The sequence below is a fragment of the Micromonospora sp. NPDC050200 genome (assembly GCF_040656135.1).
Classification (GTDB): domain Bacteria; phylum Actinomycetota; class Actinomycetes; order Mycobacteriales; family Micromonosporaceae; genus Micromonospora.
Genome location: NZ_JBFALG010000006.1, coordinates 67,888 through 92,205, shown reverse-complemented (window position 1 = coordinate 92,205; position 24,318 = coordinate 67,888). Strand labels below are relative to the sequence as shown.

Here is a 24,318-nt window from a genome sequence, read left to right as displayed (position 1 = left end):
CGAAACCGATGCACCACGCGAACCACTTCTACGGCCACGCGCACGTGCTGGCCCGCTACTGCGGTCTGGGCGACGGACACCCGCCCCGGATCAACGGGTACGTCCAACACGGCTGGAACATCGGCGACGGGCTCGCCCCCGGCCACCCGTACGCCGAGTTCACCCCGAGCCTGCTCTGGTCCGAACAGACCCGCCGGCGGGCCTGGTCGGTGGGGCGGCGCAACGTGGTCACCGTCGGCGCGCCGTTCAGCTACCTGCTGTCGCTGCGGCCCGACGACCCGCCGGAGCCGGCGCGGGAGGGCACCATCTGGTACCCGTTCCACGGCTGGGAGGGCCAGCACGTCAAGGGCGACCACAAGGAGCTGATCGCCCGGATCCGGGCCACCGAGCCCGGCCCGGTCACGGTCTGCCTCTACTGGCACGAGTACGGCATGCGCCGGGTGCGCCGGCTCTACGAGCACGCCGGCTTCCGGGTGATCTGCCACGGCTACCGCGGCCACTGGTGGAAGGACACCGACCCGCTCTTCCTCGACCAGCAGCTCACCGAGCTGCGCCGGCACAAGCGGGTCGCCTCCAACCGGCTGACCAGCGCGATCTTCTACGGTATCGCCGCCGGTTGCGAACCCGCCGTCTACGGCGACCCGATGATCCTCTCCGCCGAGGACCCCACCTTCGGCGGCACCGCCCGGATCCGCCGGCAGTGGCCGGAGCTGCACGGCGAGTCCGTCGACCTGCCGACCGCCGTCGAGATCGCCCGCGCCGAGCTGGGCACCGACCACCGCTGTACGCCGGCCGAGCTGCGCGAGCTGCTCGGGTGGGCGAACCTCCAGGAGGAACGAGTTGACCACTGAGACGGCGGCCCGGATCGCCCTGCCCGGCGGGGAGATGCTGGCCTGGTCCGACCTGCCGGAGCAGCGGCTGCCCGACGGCGGGCCGCTGGCCGCGCTGGCGGCGCGGGTCGTACCGGCGGGGGCGCGGGTGCTGCTGGCCGGGCCGCACGACCCGGCGCTGCTGACCCGGCTGGCGCACGCCGAGGTGACCTGCCTGCTGCGCAGCCACCCGGACGGGGTGGCGCTGGCCGACCGGGGCGCCCGGGTGGTGGTCGGCGGGCCGGCCGGCCTGCCCGCCGGCGAGACCTTCGACGTGGTGATCGCCGCCGCCGGCCTGGACGCGGTGGAGTCGGTGGAGGGCCCCCGGCTGGGCTGGGACGGCGTGCTGGACCGGCTGGTGCGGGCGCTGCGGCCGGGCGGCACGCTGCTGCTGCGGCTGGACAACCCGCTCGGCGTGCAGCGGCTGGTCGCCACCGCCCCCTGGTACGCCGACCGGGCCGACTCCGCCTGGACGGTCGGCGGGGTGCTCGACACCGGCCGGCCGGCCAACCCGGAGCAGCTGCGCGCCCGGCTGGCCGGGGCAGGGCTGCAGCCGGGGGTCTGCTTCGCGGCGTACCCCGATCCGAACGCGGCGACCGCGCTGGTGGCCGCCGACGAACTGGACCGGCGGCCCACCTCGGGGCTGTTCGACGCGGTGCTGCACGGCGCCTGCGCGGACGGCGCCGGCGACGCCACCGTGCTCCAGGACCCGGCCCGGCTGGCCGTCGACGCGCTGCACGCCGGGCTCGGCTCGGCGCTGGCGCCGGGCTGGCTGCTGCTCGCCCGCCGGCCCGCCGACCCGGACGCCGGGTCCGCGCCGGCCGGCGGGTTGCCGCTGACTGACGACCCGGCGCTGCCGGTGGCGCTGGTGCAGACCGGGCCGCCGGGGATCGGCGTGGTCGAGGTGGTCGACGGGCCGGACGGCTGGCGGTGGCGGGTGACCGGCCGGGTGAGCCGGCCGGAGCCGGCGCCCTTCGCCACCCGCGAGGTGGCCTACCGGGACGCGGGCGCGCTCGACGGGCCGGTCCCCGAGGGGCGGCTGCTGCGCACCCTGCTGCTCGACGCCTGCCTGCGCCGCGACCCGGACACCCTGCGCCGGCTGCTGCGCGGGTACGCGTCCTGGCTCGCCGCCGGGGCCGACCGGGACGGCCGGCTGGGCGGCGCGGTGGCCCTCGCCGGCACGGACAACGTGGTGGTGGCCGGCGACGACCACGCGGTGCTCGACCCGAGCTGGCGGGCCGCCGCGCCGCTGGACGTCGACGTGGTGCTGGCCCGGGGCCTGTGGCGGTTCGCCGCCGCGCTGCTCACCGGCGGGTACGCCCACCCGTGGCCGTCCACCCTGGACGTGGCCGGCCTGACCGTGGTGCTCGGCGGCCTCGCCGGGCGGGAACTGGACCGGGCCACCGTCGACGCGGCGATCGAGGCGGAGGCGGCGGTCTCCGCCGCGCTGCGCGGCCTCGACGCCGACGGGCGGGTCCGCCTCGCCACCGAACTGCGCGCGGTCGAGCCGACCGACCCGCCGGCCGGGCCGCGCAGCTACCAGCAGCTGCGCGAGGCCTGGGTCCGCCAGCGGGAGGAGCTGACCCGGCTCGCCGCGCTGCTGAAGTGGACCGAGGAGCTGCTGACCTCGCGGGAGCGGGCGCTGCGCCGGGCCGACGCCACGATCAACCTGCTCAGCGGCTCGCTCAGCTACCGGGTGGGCCGGCTCGCGATCACCCCGGCCCGGCTGGCGAAGCGGGGCGCCCGCGCGGCCAAGCGCCGCGCCCGGCAGGCGCTGGACCAGCGCGGCCCGCGGGAGGAGCAGCAGTGAGCGCTACCAGCGCGACCGGGTCGGCCGGCGGGACCGGACCGGCCGGGCAGGCGGGTGACCCGCGGATCGTGGGGATCGTGCAGGCCCGGATGGGCTCGTCCCGGCTGCCCGGCAAGGTGCTGCGCCCGCTGGCCGGGCGCAGCGTGCTCGGCCGAGTGGTCCGGGCCGCCCGGGACAGCGGTGTGCTCGCCGACCTGGTCGTGGCGACCAGCGTCGACGCCGTCGACGACGCGGTGGTGGCCGAGTGCGACCGGCTGGGCGTGCCGTGCCACCGGGGCCCGGTCGACGACGTGCTGGGCCGCTTCGTCGGCGCCCTGGACGCCCACCCCGGTGACGCGGTCATGCGGTTCACCGCCGACTGCCCGCTGCTCGACCCGGAGATCATCACGCTGGTGGCGTCGGTGTACCGGGCGATCCCCGGCCTCGACTACGCCAGCACCTCGATCGCCCGTACGCTGCCCCGGGGGCTGGACGTCGAGATCATCCGGGCGGACGCGCTGCGTACCCTGGACCGGCTCGCCACCGACCACCACCGGGTGCACGTCACCTCGTACGCGTACACCCATCCGGAGCTGTTCCGGGTGCTCGGGGTGACCCTCACCCCGGACCGGTCGGCGCTGCGGCTCACCCTGGACACGGAGCGGGACTGGGCGCTGGTGCGCGCGGTCACCGACCACTTCGGCGACGTCAGCGTGCCGCTGGCCAAGCTCGCCGACTGGCTGGACGGCCAACCCGCCCTGCGCGCCCTCAACGCCGACGTACGCCAGAAGCGCCTGGAGGAGTCCTGAACACGCCACGGATCGGGTTGCGCTGCGACGCCGGGCCCCGGCGCGGCGTCGGCCATCTGGTCCGCTGCCTGGCCCTCGGCGAGGAGTTCCTGGCCCGAGGGGCCCGCGTCGAGCTGTTCGGCACCGTGGAGCGGGTCGGCTGGGCGCAGACGCAACTGGCGACCCGGGGCATTCCGGCGCACCCGGGCCCGGACACCCCGGCCGGGCTGGTCGAGGCGGCCCACCGGCACGGGCTGGACGCGATGGTGCTCGACTCGTACGAGCTCGACCCGGCCGGGGCGGGGGCGCTGCGCGCCGCCGGCGTGGTCACCCTGGCGATCGTCGACGGCGACACCCGGGGGCAGGACGCCGACCTCTACCTGGACCAGAACTTCGGCGCCCGGACCGCCGCGCCCGCCGGGCGGCTGCTCGCCGGCACCCGGTACGCGCTGCTGCGTGACTCGGTGGTCACCACCCGGCCGGCTGCCCCGCGGGAGCCCGCGCCGGTGGGCCGGCCCCGGGTGCTCGCCTTCTTCGGCGGCACCGACGCGGTCGGCGCCGCCCCGGTGCTGACCCGGGTGCTGCTCGCCACCGGGCACCCGATGGAGCTGACCGTGGTGGTGGGACGCCCCGAGGTCGAGGCGGAGCTGGCCGCGGTGACCCCCGGCCGGGGTCAGTCGCTGCGTCCGGTCCCGCCCACCGACGAGCTGCCCGCCCTGATCGGCGCGGCGGACCTGGTGGTCAGCGCCGCCGGCACCTCCACCTGGGAACTGTGCTGCCTCGGCGCACCGTCGGCGCTGGTCTGCGTGGTCGACAACCAGCGCGAGTCGTACCACCGGGTGGTGGACCACGGGCTGGCCGCCGGTCTCGGCGAGCTGCCGGAGCTGGCCGGGGCCGGGGTGGCCGGGCGGGCGGCCCGGGGGGTGGCCGCGCGGACCCTGACCGGCCTGCTCACCTCGCCCCGACGGCGGGCCGCGCTCTCCGCGCGGGCCTGGGCCACCGTCGACGGGCGCGGCCGGGCCCGGGTCGCCGACGCGCTGCTCGACCTGGTCCACGGCGGCGATCGTACGCCTGTACTAAACCGCTGATAGGGTGGCGGCATGACGCAGGCCGCCTACCAGCCGTCGATGCTCGACCTCGCCGACACCGGGCCGTCGCTCGGGCCGCTGCCGGGCGGGCTGCGCCGGCACGTGCTCACCCGGGGCGCCTGGGTCGACCACCTCCCCGGCTGGGTGCGCGGCTCCGACGCGGTGCTCGACACCCTGCTGACCGAGGTGCCGTGGCGCGCCGAGCGCCGCACCATGTATGAGGCCAAGGTCGACGTCCCCCGCCTGCTCTGCTGGTACGCCGCCGGCCGGCCGCTGCCGCACCCGGTGCTGACCGCGGCCCGCGAGGCGCTGACCACGCACTACGCCGCCGAGTTGGGCGAGCCGTTCGTCACCGCAGGCATGTGCCGCTACCGCGACGGACGGGACAGCGTCGCCTGGCACGGCGACACCCAGGGCCGCTCGGCGCACACCGACACCATGGTCGCCATCGTGTCGTTCGGCTCGCCCCGGCCGCTGCTGCTGCGCCCGCGCGGGGGCGGCGCCAGCCTGCGCTTCCCGCTCGGGCACGGCGACCTGGTCGTGATGGGCGGCTCCTGCCAGCGCACCTGGGAACACGCCATCCCCAAGACCACCCGCCCGGTCGGCCCCCGTGTCAGCGTCCAGTTCCGCCCCACCGGCGTGGCCTGACCCGACCGGCCGCCGCCGGGCGCGGCCGGGCGTCGTGCTAGAAACAACTCTCAGGGTCGATCACGCCCCCGTCACCTGACGACGCGGAGGGCACTCGATGACCCAGTCCCCCACTTCCCGCTGGTCCCCGTGGGCCCTGCACGGCGACGGCCGGTCCGTCAGCCCCGGGGACGTGGTGCACCCCGGCGAACGACTCTCCTGGCCCCGCACCGTGGGCGTCGGCGTGCAGCACGTGGTGGCCATGTTCGGCGCCACCTTCACCGTCCCGCTGATCACCGGCTTCCCGCCGGCCACCACGCTCTTCTTCTCCGGGATCGGCACCCTGCTGTTCCTGCTGCTCACCGGCAACCGGCTGCCGTCGTACCTGGGCTCGTCCTTCGCCTTCATCGCCCCGGTGCTGGCGGCGAAGGCCGGCGGCGACATCGGCCCGGCGCTCGGCGGGATCGTCGTCGCCGGTGTCGCGTTGGCGCTGGTCGGGGTGGTGGTGCAGCTCGCCGGGGCCCGGTGGATCGACGCGCTGATGCCACCGGTGGTCACCGGCGCGATCGTCGCGCTGATCGGCCTGAACCTGGCGCCGGTGGCCTGGGACGGCGGTGGGAGTGGCACCGGCGTCAAGGCGCAGCCGCTGATCGCGGTGGTGACCCTGTCCGCGATCCTGCTGGCCACGGTCGCCTTCCGGGGATTCCTGGCCCGGCTGTCGATCCTGCTCGGCGTGGTGATCGGGTGGGCGCTCGCCGCCGTCCTCGGCGACCTGGACCCGAAGGCGGTCGACGGGCTGCGCGACGCCGCCTGGGTGGGGCTGCCGCAGTTCCACGCGCCAAGCTTCAGCCTCCGGGCGGTGGTGCTGGTGATCCCGGTGATCCTGGTGCTGGTCGCGGAGAACGCCGGGCACGTCAAGGCGGTCGCCGCGATGACCGGCCGCAACCTGGACCGGGACATGGGCCGCGCGTTCCTCGGCGACGGCCTGGCCACCGTGCTCGCCGGCTCCGGCGGCGGCTCCGGCACCACCACGTACGCGGAGAACATCGGCGTGATGGCGGCGACCCGGGTCTACTCCACCGCCGCGTACTGGGTGGCCGGGCTGGCGGCGGTGCTGCTCGGGCTCAGCCCGAAGTTCGGCGCGCTGATCCTGACCGTGCCGGCGGGGGTGCTCGGCGGCGCGACCACCGCGCTGTACGGCCTGATCGCCATCCTCGGGGCGCGGATCTGGATCGAGAACCGGGTCGACTTCCACGACCCGGTGAACCTGATGACCGCCGCCGTCGCGGTGATCGTCGGCGCCGCGAACTACACCCTCACCGCCGGCGACCTCTCCTTCAACGGCATCGCCCTCGGCACCGCCGCCGCCCTGCTCATCCACCACGGCATGCGCCTGATCGCCCGCCTCCGCCGCACCACCCCGGAAACCCGCCGAGGCCCCGAACCCGAACTCTGACCCCCGTCCCCCTCCCCGGCCCACCCCGCCCCACCCCGGTGATCATGAAGTTGTTGCCACGACACGCCGGTGAGCAGGGCAACAACTTCATGATCGACGCGGGGGTGGGGTGGGGTGGGGTGGGGTGGGGTGGGTCAGTCGCGTTCGATGAGGTGGCCGAGGACGGTGGGGCCGAGCATGACGGCGAAGCCGGAGCCGTCGCGGCGGGGGTCCGCCGGGGGCAGCTCCACCGGGTCGCCGGTCGCGGTCGCGCCGACCGGGCGGGCGCCGACCCAGGCGACCACCAGGTCCGTCTCGCCCTTGAGTAACCGCTGCGCGCGCACGCCGCCGGTCGCCCTCCCCTTCGCCGGGTACGCCCCGAACGGCGTCACCTTGACCGTCGCGCCGGTCGAGGTCACCACCATCGGCTCCCCGTGCCCCGGGTCGTCGGTGCGAATCGCGCCGAAGTAGACCACCCGCGCCCCGTCCGGCAGGTTGACGCCGGCCATGCCGCCGCCCTTGAGCCCCTGCGGGCGGACCACCGTCGCGGCGAACCGCAGCAGCGACGCCTCCGAGGTGATGAAGGTCAGCGCCTCCTGGCCGTCGGCGAGCCAGGTCGCCCCGACCACCTCGTCACCCTCGCGCAGGCCGATCACCTCGAACTCGTCCGAGCGGACCGGCCACTCCGGCGCGCAGACCTTGACCACGCCCTGCCGCGTGCCGAGTGCCAGACCCGGCGAGCCCTGGGCGGTCGCCCCGAGCGGGGCCAGGCCGACCACCGTCTCGCCGGCCTCCAGCGGCACCAGCTCGGCAGCGGACATGCCCCCGCGCAGCGAGACCGTGCCGGCCTGCTCCGGCAGCACCGGCAGCGGCAACACGTCGATCTTGAACGCCCGGCCGGCGCTGGTCACCAGGAGCACCCGGCCCCGGGCGGTGGTGTGCACGACGGCCCGTACCGTGTCGTGCTTGACCCGGCCGTTGCGCCGGCGCCCCTCCGCGGCCTCCTCCGACTCGGCCGCGGTCCGGGCGACCAGCCCGGTCGCGGAGAGGATCACCTGGCAGGGATCGTCGGCCACCTCCAGGGGACCGGCCGGCACCGAGGCCGCCAGCACCTCCTTGAGGTCACCGTCGACCAGCACGGTACGGCGCGGCGCGCCGAACTGCTTCACCACCGAGGCCAACTCGTCGGAGACGACCTTCTTGAGCACCTTGGGGTCGTCGAGGATCTTCGACAGCTCGGCGATCTCCCCGCGGAGCTTCTCCTGCTCCGCCTCCAGCTCGATCCGGTCGTACTTCGTCAGCCGGCGCAGCGGGGTGTCCAGGATGTAGGTGGCCTGGATCTCGGAGAGCTTGAACTTCTGCATCAGGCCGTCCTTGGCCGCCTGGGCGTCCTCGCTGGCCCGGATCAGCTTGACCACCTTGTCGATGTCGAGCAGGGCGATCAGCAGGCCGTCGACCAGGTGCAGCCGCTCCTCGCGCTTGCGCTTGCGGTACGCGCTGCGCCGGGTGACCACCTCGTACCGGTGGGCCAGGAAGACCTCCAGCAGCGCCTTCAGCCCGAGGGTGCGCGGCTGGCCGTCGACCAGCACCAGGTTGTTGACGCCGAACGACTGCTCCAGCGGGGTGAGCCGGTAGAGGTCGGCCAGCAGCGCCTGCGGGTTGACCCCGACCTTGCACTCGATGACCAGGCGGGTACCGCTCTCCCGGTCGGTAAGGTCCTTGACGTCGGCGATGCCGGTCAGCCGCTTGGTCTTGGTCACCTCGTTGGTGATCGCGGCGATGACCTTCTCGGCGCCGACGCCGTACGGCAGCTCGACGACGGTGATCGCCTGCCGGCCACGGCTGCCTTCGAGGGGGCCGATCTCGACCCGCCCGCGCATCCGGACCACGCCGCGCCCGGTCTCGTACGCCCGGCGCACCTCGTCCAGGCCGAGCAGCAGGCCGCCGGTGGGCAGGTCCGGGCCGGGGACGAACTCCATCAGCTTGTCGAGGTCGGCGTCCGGGTGGTTGATCAGCCAGCGGGCGGCGGAGACCACCTCGCCGAGGTTGTGCGGGATCATGTTGGTCGCCATCCCGACCGCGATCCCGGACGCGCCGTTGACCAGCAGGTTGGGGAAGGCCGCCGGCAGCACGGTGGGCTGGGTCAGCGAGCCGTCGTAGTTGGGCTCGACGTCGACGGTGTCCTCGCCCAGTTCGCCGACGAGCAGCATCGCCTCGCGGGAGAGGCGGGCCTCGGTGTACCGGGCGGCGGCCGGGCCGTCGTCCGGGGAGCCGAAGTTGCCGTGCCCGTCGATCAGCGGCACGTTCAGCGAGAAGTCCTGGGCGAGCCGGACCATCGCGTCGTAGATCGCGGTGTCACCGTGCGGGTGGTACTTGCCCATCACGTCGCCGACGACCCGGGCGGACTTGACGTGCCCCCGGTCGGGGCGGTGGCCGGCCTCGTGCATCGACCAGAGGATGCGCCGGTGCACCGGTTTGAGGCCGTCCCGGGCGTCGGGCAGGGCGCGGGAGTGGATTACCGAGAAGGCGTACTCCAGGTAGGAGTCGGAGACCTCGGTGACCAGCGGGTTGTCGAATACCCGCGCGCCGGCCTGGTCGAAGGCGGACAGGTCCACCTTGGCGCGGTCGTCCTTGCGACGTGCCATCGTTCAGCGTCCTTCTCGGTGGGCGGCCAGCGTGCTCATGCGTCGATCGCCTCCCGGTCGACCCGGTCGGAGGATTCGATCAGCCAGTTGCGGCGCGGCTCGACCTTCTCCCCCATCAGCAGTTCGAGGATCCGCTCGGCGGCGTCGACGTCGTCGAGGGTGATCCGGCGGACCGCCCGGGTGGCCGGGTTCATCGTGGTCTCCCACAGCTCGTCGGCGTCCATCTCGCCGAGGCCCTTGAAGCGCGGGATCGGGGTGACGATCTGCTTGCCGGCCTTCTCCAGCTTGCGGACCGTCGCCTCCATCTCGGCCTGGGTGTAGGTGTAGATGGTCTGCGGGTTGCGCCCCTTGGTGGTGATCTTGTGCAGGGGCGGCATCGCGGCGAAGAGCCGGCCGGCCTCGATCAGCGGCCGCATGTAGCGGGCGAAGAGCGTGATCAGCAGGGTACGGATGTGCGCGCCGTCCACGTCGGCGTCCGCCATGATCAGGACGCGGCCGTACCGCAGCGCGGAGAGGTCGAAGGTACGCCCCGAACCGGCGCCGAGCACCTGCACGATCGCCGCGCACTCGGCGTTGTCCAGCACCTGCTGGAGGTTCGCCTTCTGCACGTTGAGGATCTTGCCGCGGATGGGGAGAAGCGCCTGGTATTCGGCAGATCGGGCGAGTCGCCCCGTACCGAGGGCGCTGTCCCCCTCGACGATGAACAATTCACTTCGATCGATGCCGGCCGCGCGGCAGTCGACCAGCTTGGCCGGCATCGACGCGCCCTCCAGGGCGGTCTTGCGCCGGGCCGCGTCCTTCTGCTGCTTCTGGGTGAGCCGGACCCGGGCCGCGTCGACGATCTTCTGGAGCACCGTGCGCGCCTCGGCCTTGGTGCGCCGGTCGTCCAGCCACGCCTTGACGTGCTGCTCGACCAGGGACTGGATCACCTTGGTGATGCCGGCGGTGGAGAGCTCGTCCTTGGTCTGGGAGGTGAACTGCGGCTCCGGGATGCGCACGTGCACCACGGCCGTCATCCCCTCCAGGACGTCGTCCAGGGTGGGTGGCTCCTCCTTGGCCTTGAGCAGGCCACGGGTGTTGCGGACGGCGTCGGCGAGGGTCCGCGCCAGCGCCCGCTCGAAGCCCTTGCGGTGGCTGCCGCCGTGGGCGTTGCGAATGGTGTTGGTGAAGCACTCCACGGTGCGCTCGTAGCCGGTGCCCCAACGGAAGGCCACCTCGACCTCGGCGCGGCGCTGCACGTTGGACTGCATCACGCCGTTGGCGTCGGCGGCGTTCTCCCGGTAGGTCCCCTCGCCGGTGACCAGCAGGGTGCCGGAGACCGGCCGGTCGCCGGCCGGGGCCAGGAACGCGACCATGTCGGTGAGCCCGTCGGGGAAGTGGAAGCGCTCCTCGGTGGGCTGCTCGCCGCTCTCGTCGCGCAGCCGGTAGTCGACCCCGGGCACCAGGAAGGCGGTGTTGCGCAGCTTCATCCGGACGGCGTCGACGTCGAGCGTCGCGCCGGTCTCGAAGTAGCGGGCGTCGTGCCAGTAGCGGATTGAGGTGCCGGTGCGCTGGCCGCGCTTCATCGCGCCGACGATCTGGAGCCCGGGGCCGGCGGTGAAGGGGGCGCCCGGCCCGTCGCCGTCGAAGATCCCCGGTACGCCGTGCCGGAACGACATGGCGTGCACCTTGCCGCCGCGCCGGACGGTGACGTCGAAGCGGCGGGAGAGCGCGTTGACGGCCGAGGCGCCGACGCCGTGCAGCCCGCCGGAGGTCTTGTAGCCGGAGCCGCCGAACTTGCCGCCGGCGTGCAGCCGGGTGAGCACCAGCTCGACCCCGGAGATGCCGGACTTGGCGTGCACGTCGGTGGGGATGCCGCGGCCGTCGTCGTCGACCCGTACCGACCCGTCGGCGTGCAGCGTCACCTCGACCTTGGTGGCGTGACCGGCGACACCCTCGTCGGTGGAGTTGTCGAGGATCTCGTTGACGAGGTGACCCACGCCACGGCTGTCGGTGGAGCCGATGTACATGCCGGGACGCTTGCGGACGGCGTCCAGGCCCTCGAGATGGGTGAGGTCGTCGGCCCCGTAGAGGGTCTCAGGCTGTGCGGTCAACTGGTCGTACTCCCAGGTCTCGGCGGTGTGGTGCCGCCCACCGTCTCGATCTCCACGCGCGGCGCGCCGCAGCGAGCCTAGCCGCACGCCCCGACACAACCGCGCAGCCCCGCTGAACCCGCCGCGTCCGGGGCGCCGGTCGTGAGCCACCAGGCAGCAACGCCGTCCCCCGCCGGGGTGTTCCCCGGGTCGGCCCGCCGGCGCCGCCGGGCCGGCGGACCTGGGTGTCGCCCGTCGAACGAACGCGTGACGACCCATTGACGCTCGTCGCATGAAGGTGGTCTGATCGCGGCCACCGGAGGATCTTTCGCGTTTCCCTGGCGAGACGGGGGACGCGATGGTCGGGTTCCGCCCGGGCGGCGGTGGCGGGTCTCAGGGCCGGATCGCGGCGCCGAGCACGTGCGGCGACGCCGGCATCGGCAGCTGCCCGGGCGGGAAGCGGAACCGGTCCAGCCGGACCACGCTGAACCCGGCGGCGACGATCGCCGACACGGTGTCCCGGCCGGTGTGGCAGCCGCCGCAGAGCAGCGGCCAGCAGGTGGCGTCGGCCACCCGCTGCGCCCGGCGCAGCCCGGGGGTGTCCGCCGCGACGTGCTCGTAGAACCGCAGCCACCCGCCGGGGCGCAGCACCCGGTACGCCTCCCGCAGCGCGACGGCCTGGTCGGGGACCGAGCAGAGCATCAGCGACATCACCACGGCGTCGACGGTGGCGTCGGCGACCGGCAGCGCCTCGGCCAGCCCGTCGGTCACCGTGACCGGCACCGGCGCCCGGTCGGCCGCCTCGAGGGCGGCGGCGCGCAGCCAGGGCTCGGGCTCCACCGCGAGCACCGCGTCCACCTCGGGTGGGTAGTGCGCGAACATCCGGCCGTTGCCGGCGCCCACCTCGACCACCCGCCCGCGCAGGCCGGCGGCCAGCCGACGCCGGTGCTCGGCCGCGCCGGCCCGGTCCATCGCCACGCTCGCCCGCGCGAACAACCGGGCGAACAGCGGATGGGACACCCGGGACGAGGACATCTGCGCTCCGCATGGACGTGGGACTGTTCCCCGCACGCTACCGCCCATCCGCCACCGCACCGCCCACCCGCCACCGCACCGATCCCACGCCCGCACCGATCCCTCGCCTCGGTGATCAAGAAGTTGGGGTCGGGATCCGGGCGCCGGCAGACCAGAAATTCTTGATCAGCGAGGCGGGCCGACCCGGGGGCGGGCCCGCCGTGGGTGGGTCAGCGGGTGGGTGGGGGTGGAGTGAGGGTGAGCAGGAGGGGGGCGGAGGCGTCATGCCGGAGGCCACCGACGTCGTCTCCCTGACCCTCGCGCCGGCCGACGGCGGGCCGGTCCCCGGCTTCGTCCCCGGACAGTACGTCTCGGTCGCCGTCGACCTCGACGGCGGGCTCGGCCAGCAGATCCGGCAGTACAGCCTCTCCGGCCGTCCCGGCGCCGACCACTGGCGGATCACCGTCAAGCGGCTCCGCGGCGTCGGCGGCGCGCCGGACGGCCTGGTCTCCACCGTCCTGCACGAGCGGGTCGCGGCCGGCGACACGCTGCGGCTCAGCCTGCCCTTCGGCGAGGTCAGCGCGGTGGCCGGCGACGGGCCGTTGCTGCTGGTCAGCGCCGGCATCGGGCTCACCCCGGCGATGTCCGCGCTGGAGCACCTGGCGGCCACCGCGCCCGAGCGGCCGGTGGTGCTGGTGCACGCCGATCGGGACGGGGCCGCGCACGCGCACCGCGACGAGCTGCCCCGGCTGCACGCCCGGCTGCCCAACCTGCGGCTCAAGCTCTGGTACGAGCGGACCACCGACCGCGACGACCCGGAGGCGCTGACCGCCGACGTGGCCTGTGGCCGGATCGACCCGGAGCTGATCCCGCTCTTCCCCGACGCGCACGTGCACCTCTGCGGGCCGCTGCCGTTCATGAACCAGATCCGGGGCGGGCTGCTGCGCCGGGGCGTGCCGGTGGAACGGATCGCGTACGAGGTGTTCGGGCCGGGGATGCTGCGCGGCGGCGTCTGACCGCGCCACGGCGACCCGGACCGGGCGTGAATCTCCAGGATGGAGGTTCGCGGCCGTCGCCGCGAAGGGGCGCACCCGCTGCTACCCGCCGGTAGCCCGCCGCCGTAGGCTGGCACGGTGAGCGGGGACAGCGAGTACGGCCAGGAGTTCGTCGACGTCGACGGGGCGCGCATCGGGGTGCAGGTGTACCCCGAACCGGACGGGCCGGCCGGCGCGCCGGTGGTGGTGCTCTGGCCGGCGATGGGCGTCCGTGCCCGCTACTACCGCCCCTTCGCCGCCGCGCTGCGCGACGCGGGCCTGGCCGTGGTCGTCGCCGACCTGCGCGGCACCGGCGCCAGCACTCCCCCACCGAGCCGCGCCTGCCGGTACGGCTACGCCGAGCTGGCCGGTGACGTCGGCGCGGTGCTCGACGCGCTGAAGCCCCGGCTGGACGGCCGCACCCGGCTGCTGCTCGGGCACTCCCTCGGCGGGCAGGCCGCCCTGCTGCACCTCGCCCTGCACGGCTCGGACGCGGTCGACGGGCTCGCCCTGCTGGCCGTCGGCCTGCCGTACTGGCGCACGTACCCGGGCGCCCGGCGGTACGGCGTACTGCCGTACGCCCAGGGCATCGCGGCGACGGCGGCGGCGCTGGGCGTCTGGCCGGGGTGGGGTTTCGGCGGGCGGCAGGCCCGCGGGGTGATCCGGGACTGGGCGTACACCGCCCGGACCGGGCGCTTCCCGGTGCTGGACGGGGTGGACGCCGAGACGGCGGTGGCACGGGTCGGCACGCCGGTGCTGGCGGTCAGCGTCGACGACGACCAGTACACCCCGCACGGCACGCTGGACCACCTCTGCGCCAAGCTCACCGCGGCCCCGGTCACCCGGGACCGGTACACCGTCGCCGAGGCCGGCGCCCCGCTGGACCACTTCACCTGGGTCCGCGCCGGCCGGCCGCTGGCCGCGCGGGTGGCGGCCTTCGCGGCGGGCCTGCCCCGGCGTTGAGGGATCACCTGAATCAGCCCTGCTGGCCGCAGATCCGCCGGGACGAACGCCGCGGCGGGGGACGTCCCCACCACCCGTGAGATCGGGTGCGTAGTCGCGCGGTGGGCGGGTATGCCGCTGCTCCCGAATACGGTGGAGGGGGATCAGATGTCCGAACGGCACACCGCACTGCGCTCGATGCACGATCTGGGCCTGGCGGCCTGGTTCGGTGGCTCTTTGATGGGAGCGCTCGGCGTCAACGGGGCGGCAGCACGGGCCAGCGACGCGACTCAGCGAATCCCGATCGCCTCCGCGGGGTGGTCCCGCTGGACGCCGGTGAACGCGGCGGCGATCGGCGCCCACCTGGCCGGCGCGGTCGGCGAACTCGCCACGGAGAGCCCGCGGGTGTTCACCCAGCGGGGCGTGGGGAAGATCAGCGCGGTCAAGACGGCACTGACCGTCGGCGCGCTCGCGGTGACCGGGTACAGCCGGTTGCTCGGCATGCGGTTGGCGAAGGCCGGCAACCCGCCGGTCGAGGGGATCACGGAGCCCAACTACCAGACCCCGGCCGGCGTGGCGTCCTGCCAGCGGCAGATGAAGCTGCTGCAGTGGACGATCCCGGCGCTGACCGGGGCGCTGGTCGTGGTGACCGCGTACATGGGCGAGCAGCAGAAGCCCGGCCAGGTGTTCCGCGGCATGCTGGGGCGTGCCGGTGGCTTGATGAGCGCGCCGGCCTCGGTGGGAAAGCTCGCCGCGATGGGTACGGCCAAGCGCCGGATGGCGATGGCCGGCTGAGCGCGTGCCCGGCCGGTGCGGGGTGGCCGCCGGCGACGGCGGCCCCGCACCGGGCGGGACGGGCGCGACACGGGCGGGCGCGACGACGAGCAGCGAGGTGGCCATGACGGCGAACGAGGGACCGAGGCGGGGCGCGGGGCGCGGGCCGGAGTCCGCCGCCCCCTGGGGCACCACGGACGGCTTCGACGCGGACCCGCCCTGGGGCGCGGGCGAGGACGACCCGATGGACGAGGGGAGCGAGGAGAACGCCGTGCCGGAGGGCCGGCGGGGTGAACGCCGCGCCGGCGCGCCGGGCGAACCGTCCGGGCGGGCGGGCCGGCACGGTTTCGGTCCGGTGGAGCCGACCCGGGCGACGGAGGCGGGGCCGGGCGCGCCGCCCGACCCGGCGCCGTCGCGGCGCACCTTCCCGGACGACGCGGCCGGCGGGGACCTGGCGGACAACGCCCTGGAGGAGGCCACCGGCATGCACCCGGAAGGAGTCACCCGGGATTGACCGGCGGTGTGGCGGGCCGTGCGCGGGGCGAAAGTCCCGGCATGGCCCGTTCGCCCGTGGACGACGACGTGCCCTGTCGTCGCTGGCACCGGCCCGACCCGGCTGCCGGCGAGCCCCCCTCCCGGCGGAAGCGTGTACGCCAGCAGGGGACGGCCAGGGCGAGCCGTGGCCCGCCGGGTGTCACCCGGAGAACGGGCCGGTCGCCCGTGCTCGACGCTCCTACCCACGACACGGTGAGGGCGGCGCCAGGGCTGTGGCGGGTCCTTTGGAGCTGACGACGTGAACGATTCAGCGGTGATCCGTTGACGTCATCAGCTCCAAAGGACCGCCGCACCACCAAAGGGCCCGAGGGCCAGCACGAGGCCGAGGCCAGCACGAGGCCCAAGGAACAGCACGAGGCCGAGGCCCGCACGAGGCCCAAGGAACAGCACAGGGCCCGAGGGCCGGGTCAGGAGCGGGTGCCGTCCTCGTCGCCGGCTGGGCCCGGCGGCGGCTCGGCGACCGGCCGACCCCTCTCGTCCACCAGCCCCGGCGCCATGCTCCCGCCGTGCGCCTCCTCCGCCTCGCGGACCCGCCGCGCCTCGGCGTCGTCCGGCACGCCCCGCCGCTGCTCCTCGTGCGTCATCGCCGCACCTCCCTGTCGTCCCGCGGTACCCGCGCGCCGGGGCGACAAACCGCCTCACACGCCGGCGCGCTCCGGCGCGGGGGTCGCGCCGAGCAGCTCGGCCAGCCGGGCGGCGTCGCGCTGGGCCTGCCCCTCACAGCAGTTGTTGAACAGCACGTGCAGCGCCGGCTCGGCCGTGGCGACCATGATCGGCGGCACCGAGGAGGGGTGCCCCCCCTGGGGCATGTCCACGCAGACCATGCTGAGGGCGTTGGCGCGCAGGAACGTCACCGTCTCGGCGGCGGCCGCGACCGGTCCGGCGGCCGGCCGCAGGTGTCACCCATGTGGTTCAGTGGACCGCCGGGTCGCCGGATCGGCAACCGCTGGCGTCGCGTGGCGGGCCGGGACTGTCGGTGGGCCGGCCTAGCCTGGGCCTCGACGACATCGACGGAAGGTGGGCCGATGACCACTTCAGAGCGGGTTCTGACCGGCGAGCGGGCCGACCTGACCCAGACCCTCGGCCGGCACCGTGGTTTCCTGCGGCACACGGTGCGCGGGCTGACCGACGAGCAGGCCGCCGCCCGCACCACGGTCAGCGAGCTCTGCCTCGGCGGGCTGATCAAGCACGTGGCGGTCACCGAGGAGCGGTGGATGCGGTTCGCGGTCGGTGGCGCCGAGGCGATGCAGGGCGAGCCGCTCGACTGGGCGAACGGGTTCCGGATGGTCGACGGCGAGAGCCTCGCCGGGCTGCTCGACCGGTACGCCGAGGTCGCCGCCCGCACCGACGAGCTGATCGCCACGCTCGACCTGGACGCGTCGCACCCGCTGCCGGTGGCGCCCTGGTTCGAGCCGGGTGCGAGCTGGTCGGTGCGGCGCGTCCTGCTGCACCTCATCGCCGAGACCGCGCAGCACGCCGGGCACGCCGGGCACGCCGACATCCTCCGCGAGGCGATCGACGGGTCCAAGACGATGGGCTGATCCCGGCCGGGGTCAACGGGAGCGCTCGACGACGTAGCGGGTCGGGCCGAGCAGGAAGCGTCCGTCCTCGATCTCCGCCCTCTCCTCGACCGGATGGTCGAGTTCCGCGACGGCCATCGCCGTGCTCAGCCGTGCGTACCCGGTCGCCTGCCCGCCGCCGGACCGGCGGGCGGGTCACCGGCGGTCGGCGTGGGGCCGGCGGCGGCGGCCGGCGGCGCGGCGGTCCGACGGGTTGGGCCGAGCGCCTCCGCACCGACGGTCACGGAGTGCAAGGATGGCCGACGCAGCCCGGCTGCCCTCGCGACCACCACCGTGATCAGCGCCACCCGGATGGCGGAAATGTGACGCCCGGCAGCGGTCCGGCGCTGAGGGACACGAGATGAACGCACATCGTATGGACTCCGAAACCGCCGAGCGGCTGCTCGTCGGCGCGGCCGCCGACCGGCACGCCGGCCCGGAGCCGCTCGTCCGACTGCTGACGGCGGTGCGCGCCGCGCCGCGCCGCGCCGAACTGCGCGGGGAGAGCGCCGCGATGCACGCGTTCCGCAGCGCCCGCGCCGGGACTCCGCTGCCCGCGCCCCCGCTCACCCGGTCGCGCACCCTGACCGGGCTGGCCGGGCTGAAGGTCGCGCTCGCGGGCCTCGCCGTAGCCGCCACCGGGGGCGTCGCCCTCGCGGCCGCGACCGGCACGTTGCCCGGCCCGCTGCACCGCGACGAACCGGCCACGACCCCGTCCGCCTCGCCGCACGGCGGTCCCGCCACCACGACCGGGCCGGACCGGTCCGGTGCTCCGTCCACCATCGGGCCCGGGCGACCGACGCCGGGCGCGTCGATGCTCGAGCTGTGCCGCGCCTACCAGGCCGGCGCCGGGAACAACCCCGGCCGGGCGCTGGACAACCCGGTCTTCTCCGACCTGATCGCCAGCGCCGGCGGTCGGGACGAGGTGGCCGGCTACTGCGAGCACGTGGTCCGCGACACCGGCGCCCCGACGGCTCCGACGGCCGGTCAACCCGGCCCGGTGCCCACCGGGCGGGCGAGCGGCCGGCCCTCGCACGAGGGCACCACACCGTCCACGTCGGCGGGGAAGCCGGCCGCGCCCGGCTCCGTCCGGACGGATCTGCCCGGCCTCGGCGCCCGCTGACCCGGCCGACCGGCCGTCGGGACGCCGCCCGCTCACCAGCGAGGTGATCGGTGCGTGCCCGCTCCGCCGGCCGGTGACCGGCGCGGGCCGGCTGGTAGCTTGCGCCGATGAGTCTGCGGCGTCGACGCGTGGCGGTCGCCTTCCGCCTGGCGACCGTCGTCAGCGTGCTGGCCGGGATCGGGCTCACCGCGCTCGGTCCGGCCACGGTCACCGGCCTGTTGCCGTACTTCACCATCCAGAGCAACGTGGCGGTCGGGCTCCTCGCCGGCTACGCGGGCCGGCGGGCCTGGCGGGGCCTGCCCGAGCCACCGTCGGCGCTCAAGGGCGCGGTCACCCTCTACATCACCATCACCGGGGTGGTGTACCACCTGGTCCTGGCCAACCCGGCCAGCCCCTTCGCGATGCCCCAGCCGGACCGCGCGCTCGGCGAGGCGCTGGGCAACCAGTTCCTGCACACCGTCGTGCCGCTGCTGGCGGTCGCCGACTGGGCGCTGTTCGACCAGCGTGGCCGGCTGCGGGTGCGCCACGCCGCCTGGTGGCTGGCCTTTCCGCTGGCGTACCTGGGCTTCGCGCTGGTGCGGGGGCTCGTCGTGCACCGCTACCCGTACCCGTTCATCGACGCCGGGCAGCTCGGCTACGCCGGGGTGTCGGTCAGCGCGGTCTTCTTCGCGTTCGCGTTCTGGCTGCTCGGCCTGCTCTTCGTCGGCGTCGACCGTGGCCTGTCCCGGCGGGTCGCCCGCTCGGTCGACGCCCCGGCGGTTACCGTCGCCGCGCCCCGGCCGGCCGCCGACGACGCTCCCGAGGACGCCGCCGCCGGGCAGCAATGACCGCAGCGCCGGTCACCGGGGTGCGCGGGGCACGGCCCACAGTCAGAGCAGCCGGGAGCGGCGCCCCCGGGAACGGGGGGAGTGGTCCCGGCCGTACGCGTCGGCGTGGCCCCACCGGCCGGGGACGTCCAGCAGCTCCATCTGGCCGAAGCCCTGGGGCACGGCCGGGCTGACCAGCAGGTCGTCCCCGCACGGCCGCAACCCGAGGATGGTGCCCAGCAGCATCAGCAGCGCCCCGGAGGCCCAGGACTGCGGGCGGCCCGCCATCGGCAGCTGGACGGGAAAACTGGTGACCTCCCGCGAGTAGCCGGCGATCACCTCAGGCATCGGCCCGCCGAGCATTTCCGCGACCCCGAAGATGCCGGCCGCGATCCGGGCCGCCTCGTCGTCGTGGTGGTAGCGGCGCAGGCCGGCGGCGACCAGCGAGTTGTCCGACGGCCAGACCGCACCGACGTGCGCCCCCACCGGGTTGTACGGCAGCTGCCCCTCGGCCAGGGTCCGCACCCCCCAGCCGCTGAACAGTTCCGGCGCGAGCAGGTGCCCCGCGACCTGCGCGGACCGCTCCTCGGGGACGATCCCGCTCCACAGCAGGTGGCCGATGTTGGAGGTGAGCGTCTCCACGGGCGTGCCGTCCGGCTCCAACGCCAGCGCGTAGTGCCCGCGCTGGGGCAGCCAGAAGTCCCGGTTGAACCGCTCCTTGAGCGCCGCCGCCTCCCGCTCCAGCCGGTCGGCGTACCCCGGGTCGCCCCAGAACTCCCGGGCCAGCCGGGCGCCGCGCAGCTTCGCGTCGTACGCGTACCCCTGGAGTTCGCAGGTCGCCCGGGGGAACCCGGGCTCCCGGCCGTCGCGGTGCACGATCGCGTCGGGTGAGTTCTTCCAGGTTTGGTTGAGCAGGCCGTTGCGCAGGTTGCGCCGCTGGTAGCGCAGGTAGCCGTCCCCGGTCAGGTCCCCGTACTCGTCGATCCAGTCCAGCGCCATCCGCGCCGGATGGCGCAGCTCCCGGACCAGCGCGACGTCGCCGGACCAGCGCTCGTACTCGTCGAGCAGGATGACGAAGAGCGGGGTGGTGTCGGCGGCGCCGTAGTAGAGCGAGGTCGGCTCGTCGCCGAAGCTGGCGGACTCGCCGTAGCGCAGCTCGCCGAGGATCTTGCCGGGCTCCTCGTCGTGGTAGTCGTCGAGCCGCCCGCCCTGGCCGAGGGCCAGCAGCCGCAGGGTGGCCGGGGTCAGCTCGGGAGTGAACGACAGCGTCTGCAGGCAGGTGACGATGGCGTCCCGGCCGTAGAGCGCCATCGCCCAGGGCAGGCCGCCCACCGGCACCCGCCCGAAGGACGACAGCGGCACGTAGCGCAGCGCGGCCAGGGCGGTCAGCGCGCCCTCGTAGACGTCCGCCAGGGCGTCGCGCTCGGCCACCAGCCGCGGCGCCCGGTCCAGCCACTCGCGCATGTCCTGGCGCATGTCCTGGCCGACCCGCTGCCGGTGCTTCTCCAGGCTGGTCCGCACGTCGTATCCGCCCTCGCCCCGGATCTTCATGTCGACGTGCAGATTCGTGACCCACTGCCCGTTCGGCGGGACGCTGATCCGGTAGGTGATGCCACCCTCGTCGATGTGGCCGGGGGCGGTGGTGGCGATGACCGTTTCCCGGCTGAACCGTTCCCGCTCGTACCGCACCCGGAGCACCCCGTCGGTCGAGGAGGCGTTGACGGTCGTCCGGCGGGGACGCGGGCTGCGGATCTCCGAGGTGTCGGCGAAGTCGGCGCCGATGTCCATCCGGACGACGAACTCGGCCGGATCGGCGGCGTGGTTGAGAATGGTGATCCGCTCGTTGAAGCTGTCGTCGAGGGACCGGTGCCGGATGATCGAGACGTCCGCGTCGACGTAGTGGCTGGCCGCGCCGGGGACCAGGAAGAAGCGGGTCTCGAAGAAGCTGATGTCGTTACGGGACAGCACGTTCAGCCGCTCGCCGTCGACGGTGAGCACCCAGCGGGACAGGAACCGGGTGTCGAACGAGAAGAGCCCGACCGGTGCCCGTGGGTCGACCTCCATGTCCCCCTGGGCGTCGCTGGCCGCGAAGGCGTTGCCGGCGATGACGTGGACGCGTTCCTGTCTCACCGGCGCCCGTCCCCTCGTCGGGCGGCCTCCCGGGGGTGCCGGGCGTCGGCCGGGCCCGGGAAGACGCGCCGCAGCGTCATCAGCAGCCGCATGTCGCCCCGCAGGGTCAACTCGTTGCGCATCACCGCGGCGAACACGTGCGTCCGGCCGGCGGCGAGCTTGTCGAAGACTTCCCGGTCGCCCCGGACGACCAGGTCGGCGTCCGCGGCCGAGCGGGTCACGTCGAGGCGCTGGTCGTGCAGGGTGAGGTACCAGTGCTCCGTGTGGCCCCCGTCGTGCAGGTCGAGCCGGAACGTGCCGGCGGTGGTCTCGGGCAGTTCCGGGCGGCGGTGCGGGCTCAGCCGCTCCAGGAACTCTGCCGCCAACATGACCATGGCACCCCTCCCCCGTGTGGCCCGTTGAGCACGGTCCCAGCCCGGAGGGTGAGTCGGCCTCACCCGGACCGGGTGACCGGCGGGATCTCTCCCGGCGGGATGGTGGGGGCGGCAGGATCCGGGTGGCGGGACCGGAGCACTCCTGCGCGCGCCGCCGTCTCCCCGTCGGGTACCGCCGGCGGGAGCCGGTAAACCCGGCCTCTAGGGTGATCACGTGGTCGCGGCGCTGGAGCTGTATCTGGACCCCGATGCCACCCGTCGCATCCGCGTGCTCTGGGACGCGCTGGAGGCCGAGGGCGTGCAGAGCATGCGCTCGCTGCTGGAGCAGCGGCACCGGCCGCACGTCTCCCTCGCCGTGGCGCCCCGCCTCGACCCGCACGGGGTGGCCGACGCGTTGCGCGGCACGGTGGTGGCCGCGCCGCTGCGGCTGGCCTTCGACCACGCCGGGCAGTTCGTCGGCCGGGTGCTCTGGCTCGGCGTCACCCCCACCGTCGAACTGCTGGCCCACCAGGCCCTGGTGCACGAGCGGCTGGCCCGGGCCGGGATCGCCCTGTCCGAGCAGTACCGGCCGGGACGCTGGGTGCCGCACTGCACGCTGTCCATGCGGGTGCCGAACGCGCTGATGGCCGCCGCCGTGCGACGGTGCCTGGAGATGCTGCCCCTGGAGGCGACGGTGGTCGGCGCCGCCGTCGCCGACCACGCCCGCGACATCTCCCACCCGCTCCCCTGACGCCCGTCCCAGCCCCGCTCCCGCCCCGCTTCCGGGCCCGCTCCGCCGCCAGGCCGGGGCCACGGGCGCCGGGTGGTGGTCAGAGGCGTGGGGGGAAGTGGACCTGGAAGGTGGGGTAGTCCGGCTGGGGACAGGGCTCGCCCCGGTGGCCGAGGCGCTCGTAGAAGGGGGCAGCCCACTCGTGGTGGGCCTGCCACTCCAGGTGGCGAACCCGGGTGGCGGCCCACTCGCACACCGCCGTGAGCAGCGCCCGCCCCACCCCGCCCCGGCGCAGCTCCGGGCGGACGTAGAGGTCGTGCAGCCGGGCCGTCCGGTGCTCGTCGCCACCGCGCAGGTGCGGACCGTGGTCCTGGACGGCGGCATAGCCGAGCAGCTCGCCGCCGGCCTGTGCGCCGAGGAACACCCAGCGCGGGTCGGCGAGCAGTGCGAGGTACCGGGCCTGGTGCGCCTCGGGTGGCTCGGCGCTCACCCCCATGTCCCGCAGCATCGGCCACAGCGCCGGCCAGTCCGCCGCGACCAGCGGCCGTACGGTGACCGTCACGCCGGGCCGTACCGCATGACCAGCAGGGCCATGTCGTCCTCGTGGCCGGGCGGGGAGGACGGCCGACCCCGGTGGTCACCGTGCACCGTTACCCCCGTCCGCCGCCACCTCGAGCATCCGCCCGACCGTCGGCACAGCGTATCGGCCACGACAGTCCGGCAACCGGGTCCGGCACGTGCGCGGGCGCTTTCCCGGCCGGTCCCGCCGGTCGTATCGTCGGGCGATGGCGACCTGGGAGGACGTACGACGGCTCGCGCTCGCCCTGCCGGAGACGACGGAGCGGCCGTCGTACCACGGCCTGCCGGCCTGGCGGGTACGCGACAAGCCGTTCGTGTGGGAGCGGCCGCTGCGGCGGGCGGACCTCGACGCCCTGGGCGACGCCGCCCCCGAAGGGCCGGTCCTCGGCGCGCGGGTGCCGGACCTGGGCGCCAGGGAGGCCCTGCTCGCCGACGACCCGGCGCTCTACCTGACCATCCCGCACTTCGACGGCTACCCGGCGGTGCTGGTCCGGTTGGACCGGATCACCGTGCCGGAGCTGACGGAGCTGGTCCTGGACGCCTGGTACGCCCGCGCGCCGAAGCGCCTCGCCGCGGCCCACCGCGCCGGCGAGCGGTGAACGCCCGGCCCCGGCGCGGCCGGGAAACGCCGAGGGCACGGCTGCGCTCCGCCGGGAAACGCTGAGCGGCACGGGGTCGGTCGCGCCGGAGACGCCGAGCGGCACGGGGGGGGTCAGCCACCGCCGGGGAACGCCGAGGGGCGCTCAGCGGCGCCAGTCGCGGAACACGAACCGGTGCACCGCCTTGAGCCCGATCCGGACGGCCAGGGCCCTGGCCCAGCGCAGCCGACCGCGCACCTCGACCCGGGTGCTGCGGGTGAGCAGCGTCGCCCGGCCGCCGGCCGCCGGCGCCAGCTCGAAGGTGTCGCTCAACGCGCTGACGCAGGAGCCGAACGGCAGGTCGGTTCGCTCCATCCGGAAGGCCAGCCGGGCCGGCGGCGACCACTCGGTGATCCGCTGGTGTACGACGCCCCGGTCGGAGACGCACTGCCGGGGCGCACCGACCGCGCCGGGCCCCGCCGGCAGGCGGCACTCCACCGGGGTGGGCGCGCCGAGCCGGAACACCGGACAGCGGGGCGTCGAGGTGATCCGCGAGTCGCAGAGCAGCGGCCAGACCGCCTCCGGCGGCCGGCGTACCAGGGTCCTCGTGCGCACCAACATCAGCGCACCCCGCCGGTGAGCGCGGCGGCGGCCAGCAGCGGCCCCCGGACCGGGAACGGGAAGACCAGCAGTGACACCCCGGCCGCCGTCACGGCGGGGACCCGGGCAGCTCCTGTCGTCTCCATGCCAGCCACGCTAGGAACGCGTCCCCGGCCGGGCCTCCCCCGGCGGAGGGAACGCACTCCCCCGGCCCGGGGGCCGCAGCGC

The 24,318-nt window shown here is 75.0% G+C and carries 25 protein-coding genes and 1 pseudogene; 15 read left to right on the top strand and 11 right to left on the bottom strand.

Going from position 1 to position 24,318, the window contains the following annotated elements; genetic code table 11:
• The first annotated feature begins 8 nt into the window (after nucleotides 1–8).
• From AB0I41_RS06555 to AB0I41_RS06530, 6 genes are all read left to right on the top strand, one after another.
• Nucleotides 9–851, top strand: coding sequence for a hypothetical protein (locus tag AB0I41_RS06555; protein WP_357102563.1), 843 nt, complete (start codon nucleotides 9–11; stop codon nucleotides 849–851).
• Nucleotides 841–2,679: a class I SAM-dependent methyltransferase gene (locus tag AB0I41_RS06550; RefSeq protein ID WP_357102561.1), complete on the top strand. Its 1,839-nt coding sequence runs from the start codon at nucleotides 841–843 to the stop codon at nucleotides 2,677–2,679. The genes AB0I41_RS06555 and AB0I41_RS06550 overlap by 11 nt, the downstream gene beginning before the upstream one ends.
• Before the next feature lie 65 nt (nucleotides 2,680–2,744).
• A complete protein-coding gene (locus AB0I41_RS06545) occupies nucleotides 2,745–3,467 on the top strand; it encodes a glycosyltransferase family protein (RefSeq protein WP_357102731.1) in 723 nt (240 codons plus the stop codon).
• Nucleotides 3,464–4,534 (top strand): spore coat protein, encoded by a 1,071-nt coding sequence (locus AB0I41_RS06540; protein WP_357102729.1) that lies wholly within the window; start codon nucleotides 3,464–3,466, stop codon nucleotides 4,532–4,534. The genes AB0I41_RS06545 and AB0I41_RS06540 overlap by 4 nt, the downstream gene beginning before the upstream one ends.
• A 12-nt stretch (nucleotides 4,535–4,546) precedes the next feature.
• Nucleotides 4,547–5,182, top strand: a complete 636-nt coding sequence (locus tag AB0I41_RS06535; protein WP_357102558.1) for an alpha-ketoglutarate-dependent dioxygenase AlkB — start codon at nucleotides 4,547–4,549, stop codon at nucleotides 5,180–5,182.
• 97 nt (nucleotides 5,183–5,279) lie between these two features.
• Nucleotides 5,280–6,617, top strand: a complete 1,338-nt coding sequence (locus AB0I41_RS06530; RefSeq protein WP_357102556.1) for a solute carrier family 23 protein — start codon at nucleotides 5,280–5,282, stop codon at nucleotides 6,615–6,617.
• A 134-nt stretch (nucleotides 6,618–6,751) separates the two neighbouring features.
• Here AB0I41_RS06530 and AB0I41_RS06525 read toward each other — a convergent pair whose 3' ends face one another.
• The 3 genes from AB0I41_RS06525 to AB0I41_RS06515 all read right to left on the bottom strand — a co-directional run bounded on the left by AB0I41_RS06525 (nucleotide 6,752) and on the right by AB0I41_RS06515 (nucleotide 12,348).
• Nucleotides 6,752–9,241 (bottom strand): DNA topoisomerase IV subunit A, encoded by a 2,490-nt coding sequence (locus AB0I41_RS06525; RefSeq protein ID WP_357102554.1) that lies wholly within the window; start codon nucleotides 9,239–9,241, stop codon nucleotides 6,752–6,754.
• 35 nt (nucleotides 9,242–9,276) lie between these two features.
• Nucleotides 9,277–11,334: a DNA topoisomerase IV subunit B gene (locus AB0I41_RS06520; protein WP_357102726.1), complete on the bottom strand. Its 2,058-nt coding sequence runs from the start codon at nucleotides 11,332–11,334 to the stop codon at nucleotides 9,277–9,279.
• A gap of 372 nt (nucleotides 11,335–11,706) precedes the next feature.
• A complete protein-coding gene (locus AB0I41_RS06515; RefSeq protein WP_357102552.1) occupies nucleotides 11,707–12,348 on the bottom strand; it encodes a methyltransferase domain-containing protein in 642 nt (213 codons plus the stop codon).
• 278 nt (nucleotides 12,349–12,626) lie between these two features.
• Here AB0I41_RS06515 and AB0I41_RS06510 point away from each other — a divergent pair.
• From AB0I41_RS06510 to AB0I41_RS06495, 4 genes and pseudogenes are all read left to right on the top strand, one after another.
• Nucleotides 12,627–13,343: pseudogene (locus AB0I41_RS06510) on the top strand (FAD-binding oxidoreductase); the annotation flags it as partial.
• Nucleotides 13,344–13,460: 117 nt separating this feature from the next.
• Nucleotides 13,461–14,324: an alpha/beta fold hydrolase gene (locus tag AB0I41_RS06505; RefSeq protein WP_357102550.1), complete on the top strand. Its 864-nt coding sequence runs from the start codon at nucleotides 13,461–13,463 to the stop codon at nucleotides 14,322–14,324.
• 147 nt (nucleotides 14,325–14,471) lie between these two features.
• A complete protein-coding gene (locus AB0I41_RS06500; RefSeq protein ID WP_357102548.1) occupies nucleotides 14,472–15,098 on the top strand; it encodes a hypothetical protein in 627 nt (208 codons plus the stop codon).
• Between the two features lie 103 nt (nucleotides 15,099–15,201).
• Nucleotides 15,202–15,591, top strand: a complete 390-nt coding sequence (locus tag AB0I41_RS06495; RefSeq protein WP_357102546.1) for a hypothetical protein — start codon at nucleotides 15,202–15,204, stop codon at nucleotides 15,589–15,591.
• A gap of 448 nt (nucleotides 15,592–16,039) precedes the next feature.
• Here AB0I41_RS06495 and AB0I41_RS06490 read toward each other — a convergent pair whose 3' ends face one another.
• Entirely contained in the window at nucleotides 16,040–16,216 is a 177-nt protein-coding gene (locus AB0I41_RS06490) for a GTPase activator (protein ID WP_357102544.1), read from the bottom strand.
• A 54-nt stretch (nucleotides 16,217–16,270) separates the two neighbouring features.
• Nucleotides 16,271–16,447, bottom strand: coding sequence for a hypothetical protein (locus AB0I41_RS06485; protein WP_357102542.1), 177 nt, complete (start codon nucleotides 16,445–16,447; stop codon nucleotides 16,271–16,273).
• A gap of 210 nt (nucleotides 16,448–16,657) precedes the next feature.
• Between AB0I41_RS06485 and AB0I41_RS06480 the strand changes: the two genes are divergently transcribed.
• Nucleotides 16,658–17,173, top strand: coding sequence for a DinB family protein (locus AB0I41_RS06480; protein ID WP_357102540.1), 516 nt, complete (start codon nucleotides 16,658–16,660; stop codon nucleotides 17,171–17,173).
• A 125-nt stretch (nucleotides 17,174–17,298) separates the two neighbouring features.
• Here the strand turns inward: AB0I41_RS06480 and AB0I41_RS06475 are convergent, their stop codons facing one another.
• Entirely contained in the window at nucleotides 17,299–17,436 is a 138-nt protein-coding gene (locus AB0I41_RS06475) for a hypothetical protein (RefSeq protein WP_357102538.1), read from the bottom strand.
• Between the two features lie 116 nt (nucleotides 17,437–17,552).
• Between AB0I41_RS06475 and AB0I41_RS06470 the strand changes: the two genes are divergently transcribed.
• On the top strand, nucleotides 17,553–18,314 hold the full coding sequence (locus tag AB0I41_RS06470) for a hypothetical protein (RefSeq protein WP_357102536.1): 762 nt from the start codon (nucleotides 17,553–17,555) through the stop codon (nucleotides 18,312–18,314).
• A 107-nt stretch (nucleotides 18,315–18,421) separates the two neighbouring features.
• Complete coding sequence (locus tag AB0I41_RS06465) at nucleotides 18,422–19,141, top strand: Pr6Pr family membrane protein (RefSeq protein WP_357102534.1); 720 nt, start codon at nucleotides 18,422–18,424, stop codon at nucleotides 19,139–19,141.
• A 42-nt stretch (nucleotides 19,142–19,183) separates the two neighbouring features.
• Here the strand turns inward: AB0I41_RS06465 and AB0I41_RS06460 are convergent, their stop codons facing one another.
• Together AB0I41_RS06460 and AB0I41_RS06455 are read right to left on the bottom strand one after the other, a co-directional pair.
• Entirely contained in the window at nucleotides 19,184–21,250 is a 2,067-nt protein-coding gene (locus AB0I41_RS06460; protein WP_357102532.1) for a glycogen debranching N-terminal domain-containing protein, read from the bottom strand.
• Nucleotides 21,247–21,618, bottom strand: a complete 372-nt coding sequence (locus tag AB0I41_RS06455) for an SCP2 sterol-binding domain-containing protein (RefSeq protein WP_357102530.1) — start codon at nucleotides 21,616–21,618, stop codon at nucleotides 21,247–21,249. Before AB0I41_RS06455 ends, AB0I41_RS06460 begins: the two co-directional genes overlap by 4 nt.
• Before the next feature lie 220 nt (nucleotides 21,619–21,838).
• On the opposite strand from AB0I41_RS06455, the gene AB0I41_RS06450 reads away from it, so the two are divergent.
• Nucleotides 21,839–22,354 (top strand): 2'-5' RNA ligase family protein, encoded by a 516-nt coding sequence (locus tag AB0I41_RS06450; protein ID WP_357102528.1) that lies wholly within the window; start codon nucleotides 21,839–21,841, stop codon nucleotides 22,352–22,354.
• A 79-nt stretch (nucleotides 22,355–22,433) separates the two neighbouring features.
• Here AB0I41_RS06450 and AB0I41_RS06445 read toward each other — a convergent pair whose 3' ends face one another.
• Entirely contained in the window at nucleotides 22,434–22,895 is a 462-nt protein-coding gene (locus AB0I41_RS06445; protein WP_357102526.1) for a GNAT family N-acetyltransferase, read from the bottom strand.
• Nucleotides 22,896–23,118: 223 nt separating this feature from the next.
• Between AB0I41_RS06445 and AB0I41_RS06440 the strand changes: the two genes are divergently transcribed.
• The gene (locus tag AB0I41_RS06440) at nucleotides 23,119–23,511 is read left to right on the top strand and encodes an MmcQ/YjbR family DNA-binding protein (protein ID WP_357102523.1); all 393 of its coding nucleotides are present in this window, start codon (nucleotides 23,119–23,121) and stop codon (nucleotides 23,509–23,511) included.
• A 144-nt stretch (nucleotides 23,512–23,655) separates the two neighbouring features.
• Here the strand turns inward: AB0I41_RS06440 and AB0I41_RS06435 are convergent, their stop codons facing one another.
• The gene (locus AB0I41_RS06435) at nucleotides 23,656–24,111 is read right to left on the bottom strand and encodes an SRPBCC family protein (RefSeq protein WP_357102521.1); all 456 of its coding nucleotides are present in this window, start codon (nucleotides 24,109–24,111) and stop codon (nucleotides 23,656–23,658) included.
• On the bottom strand, nucleotides 24,111–24,236 hold the full coding sequence (locus tag AB0I41_RS06430) for a hypothetical protein (RefSeq protein WP_357102519.1): 126 nt from the start codon (nucleotides 24,234–24,236) through the stop codon (nucleotides 24,111–24,113). The genes AB0I41_RS06435 and AB0I41_RS06430 overlap by 1 nt, the downstream gene beginning before the upstream one ends.
• Nucleotides 24,237–24,318: the final 82 nt, after the last annotated feature.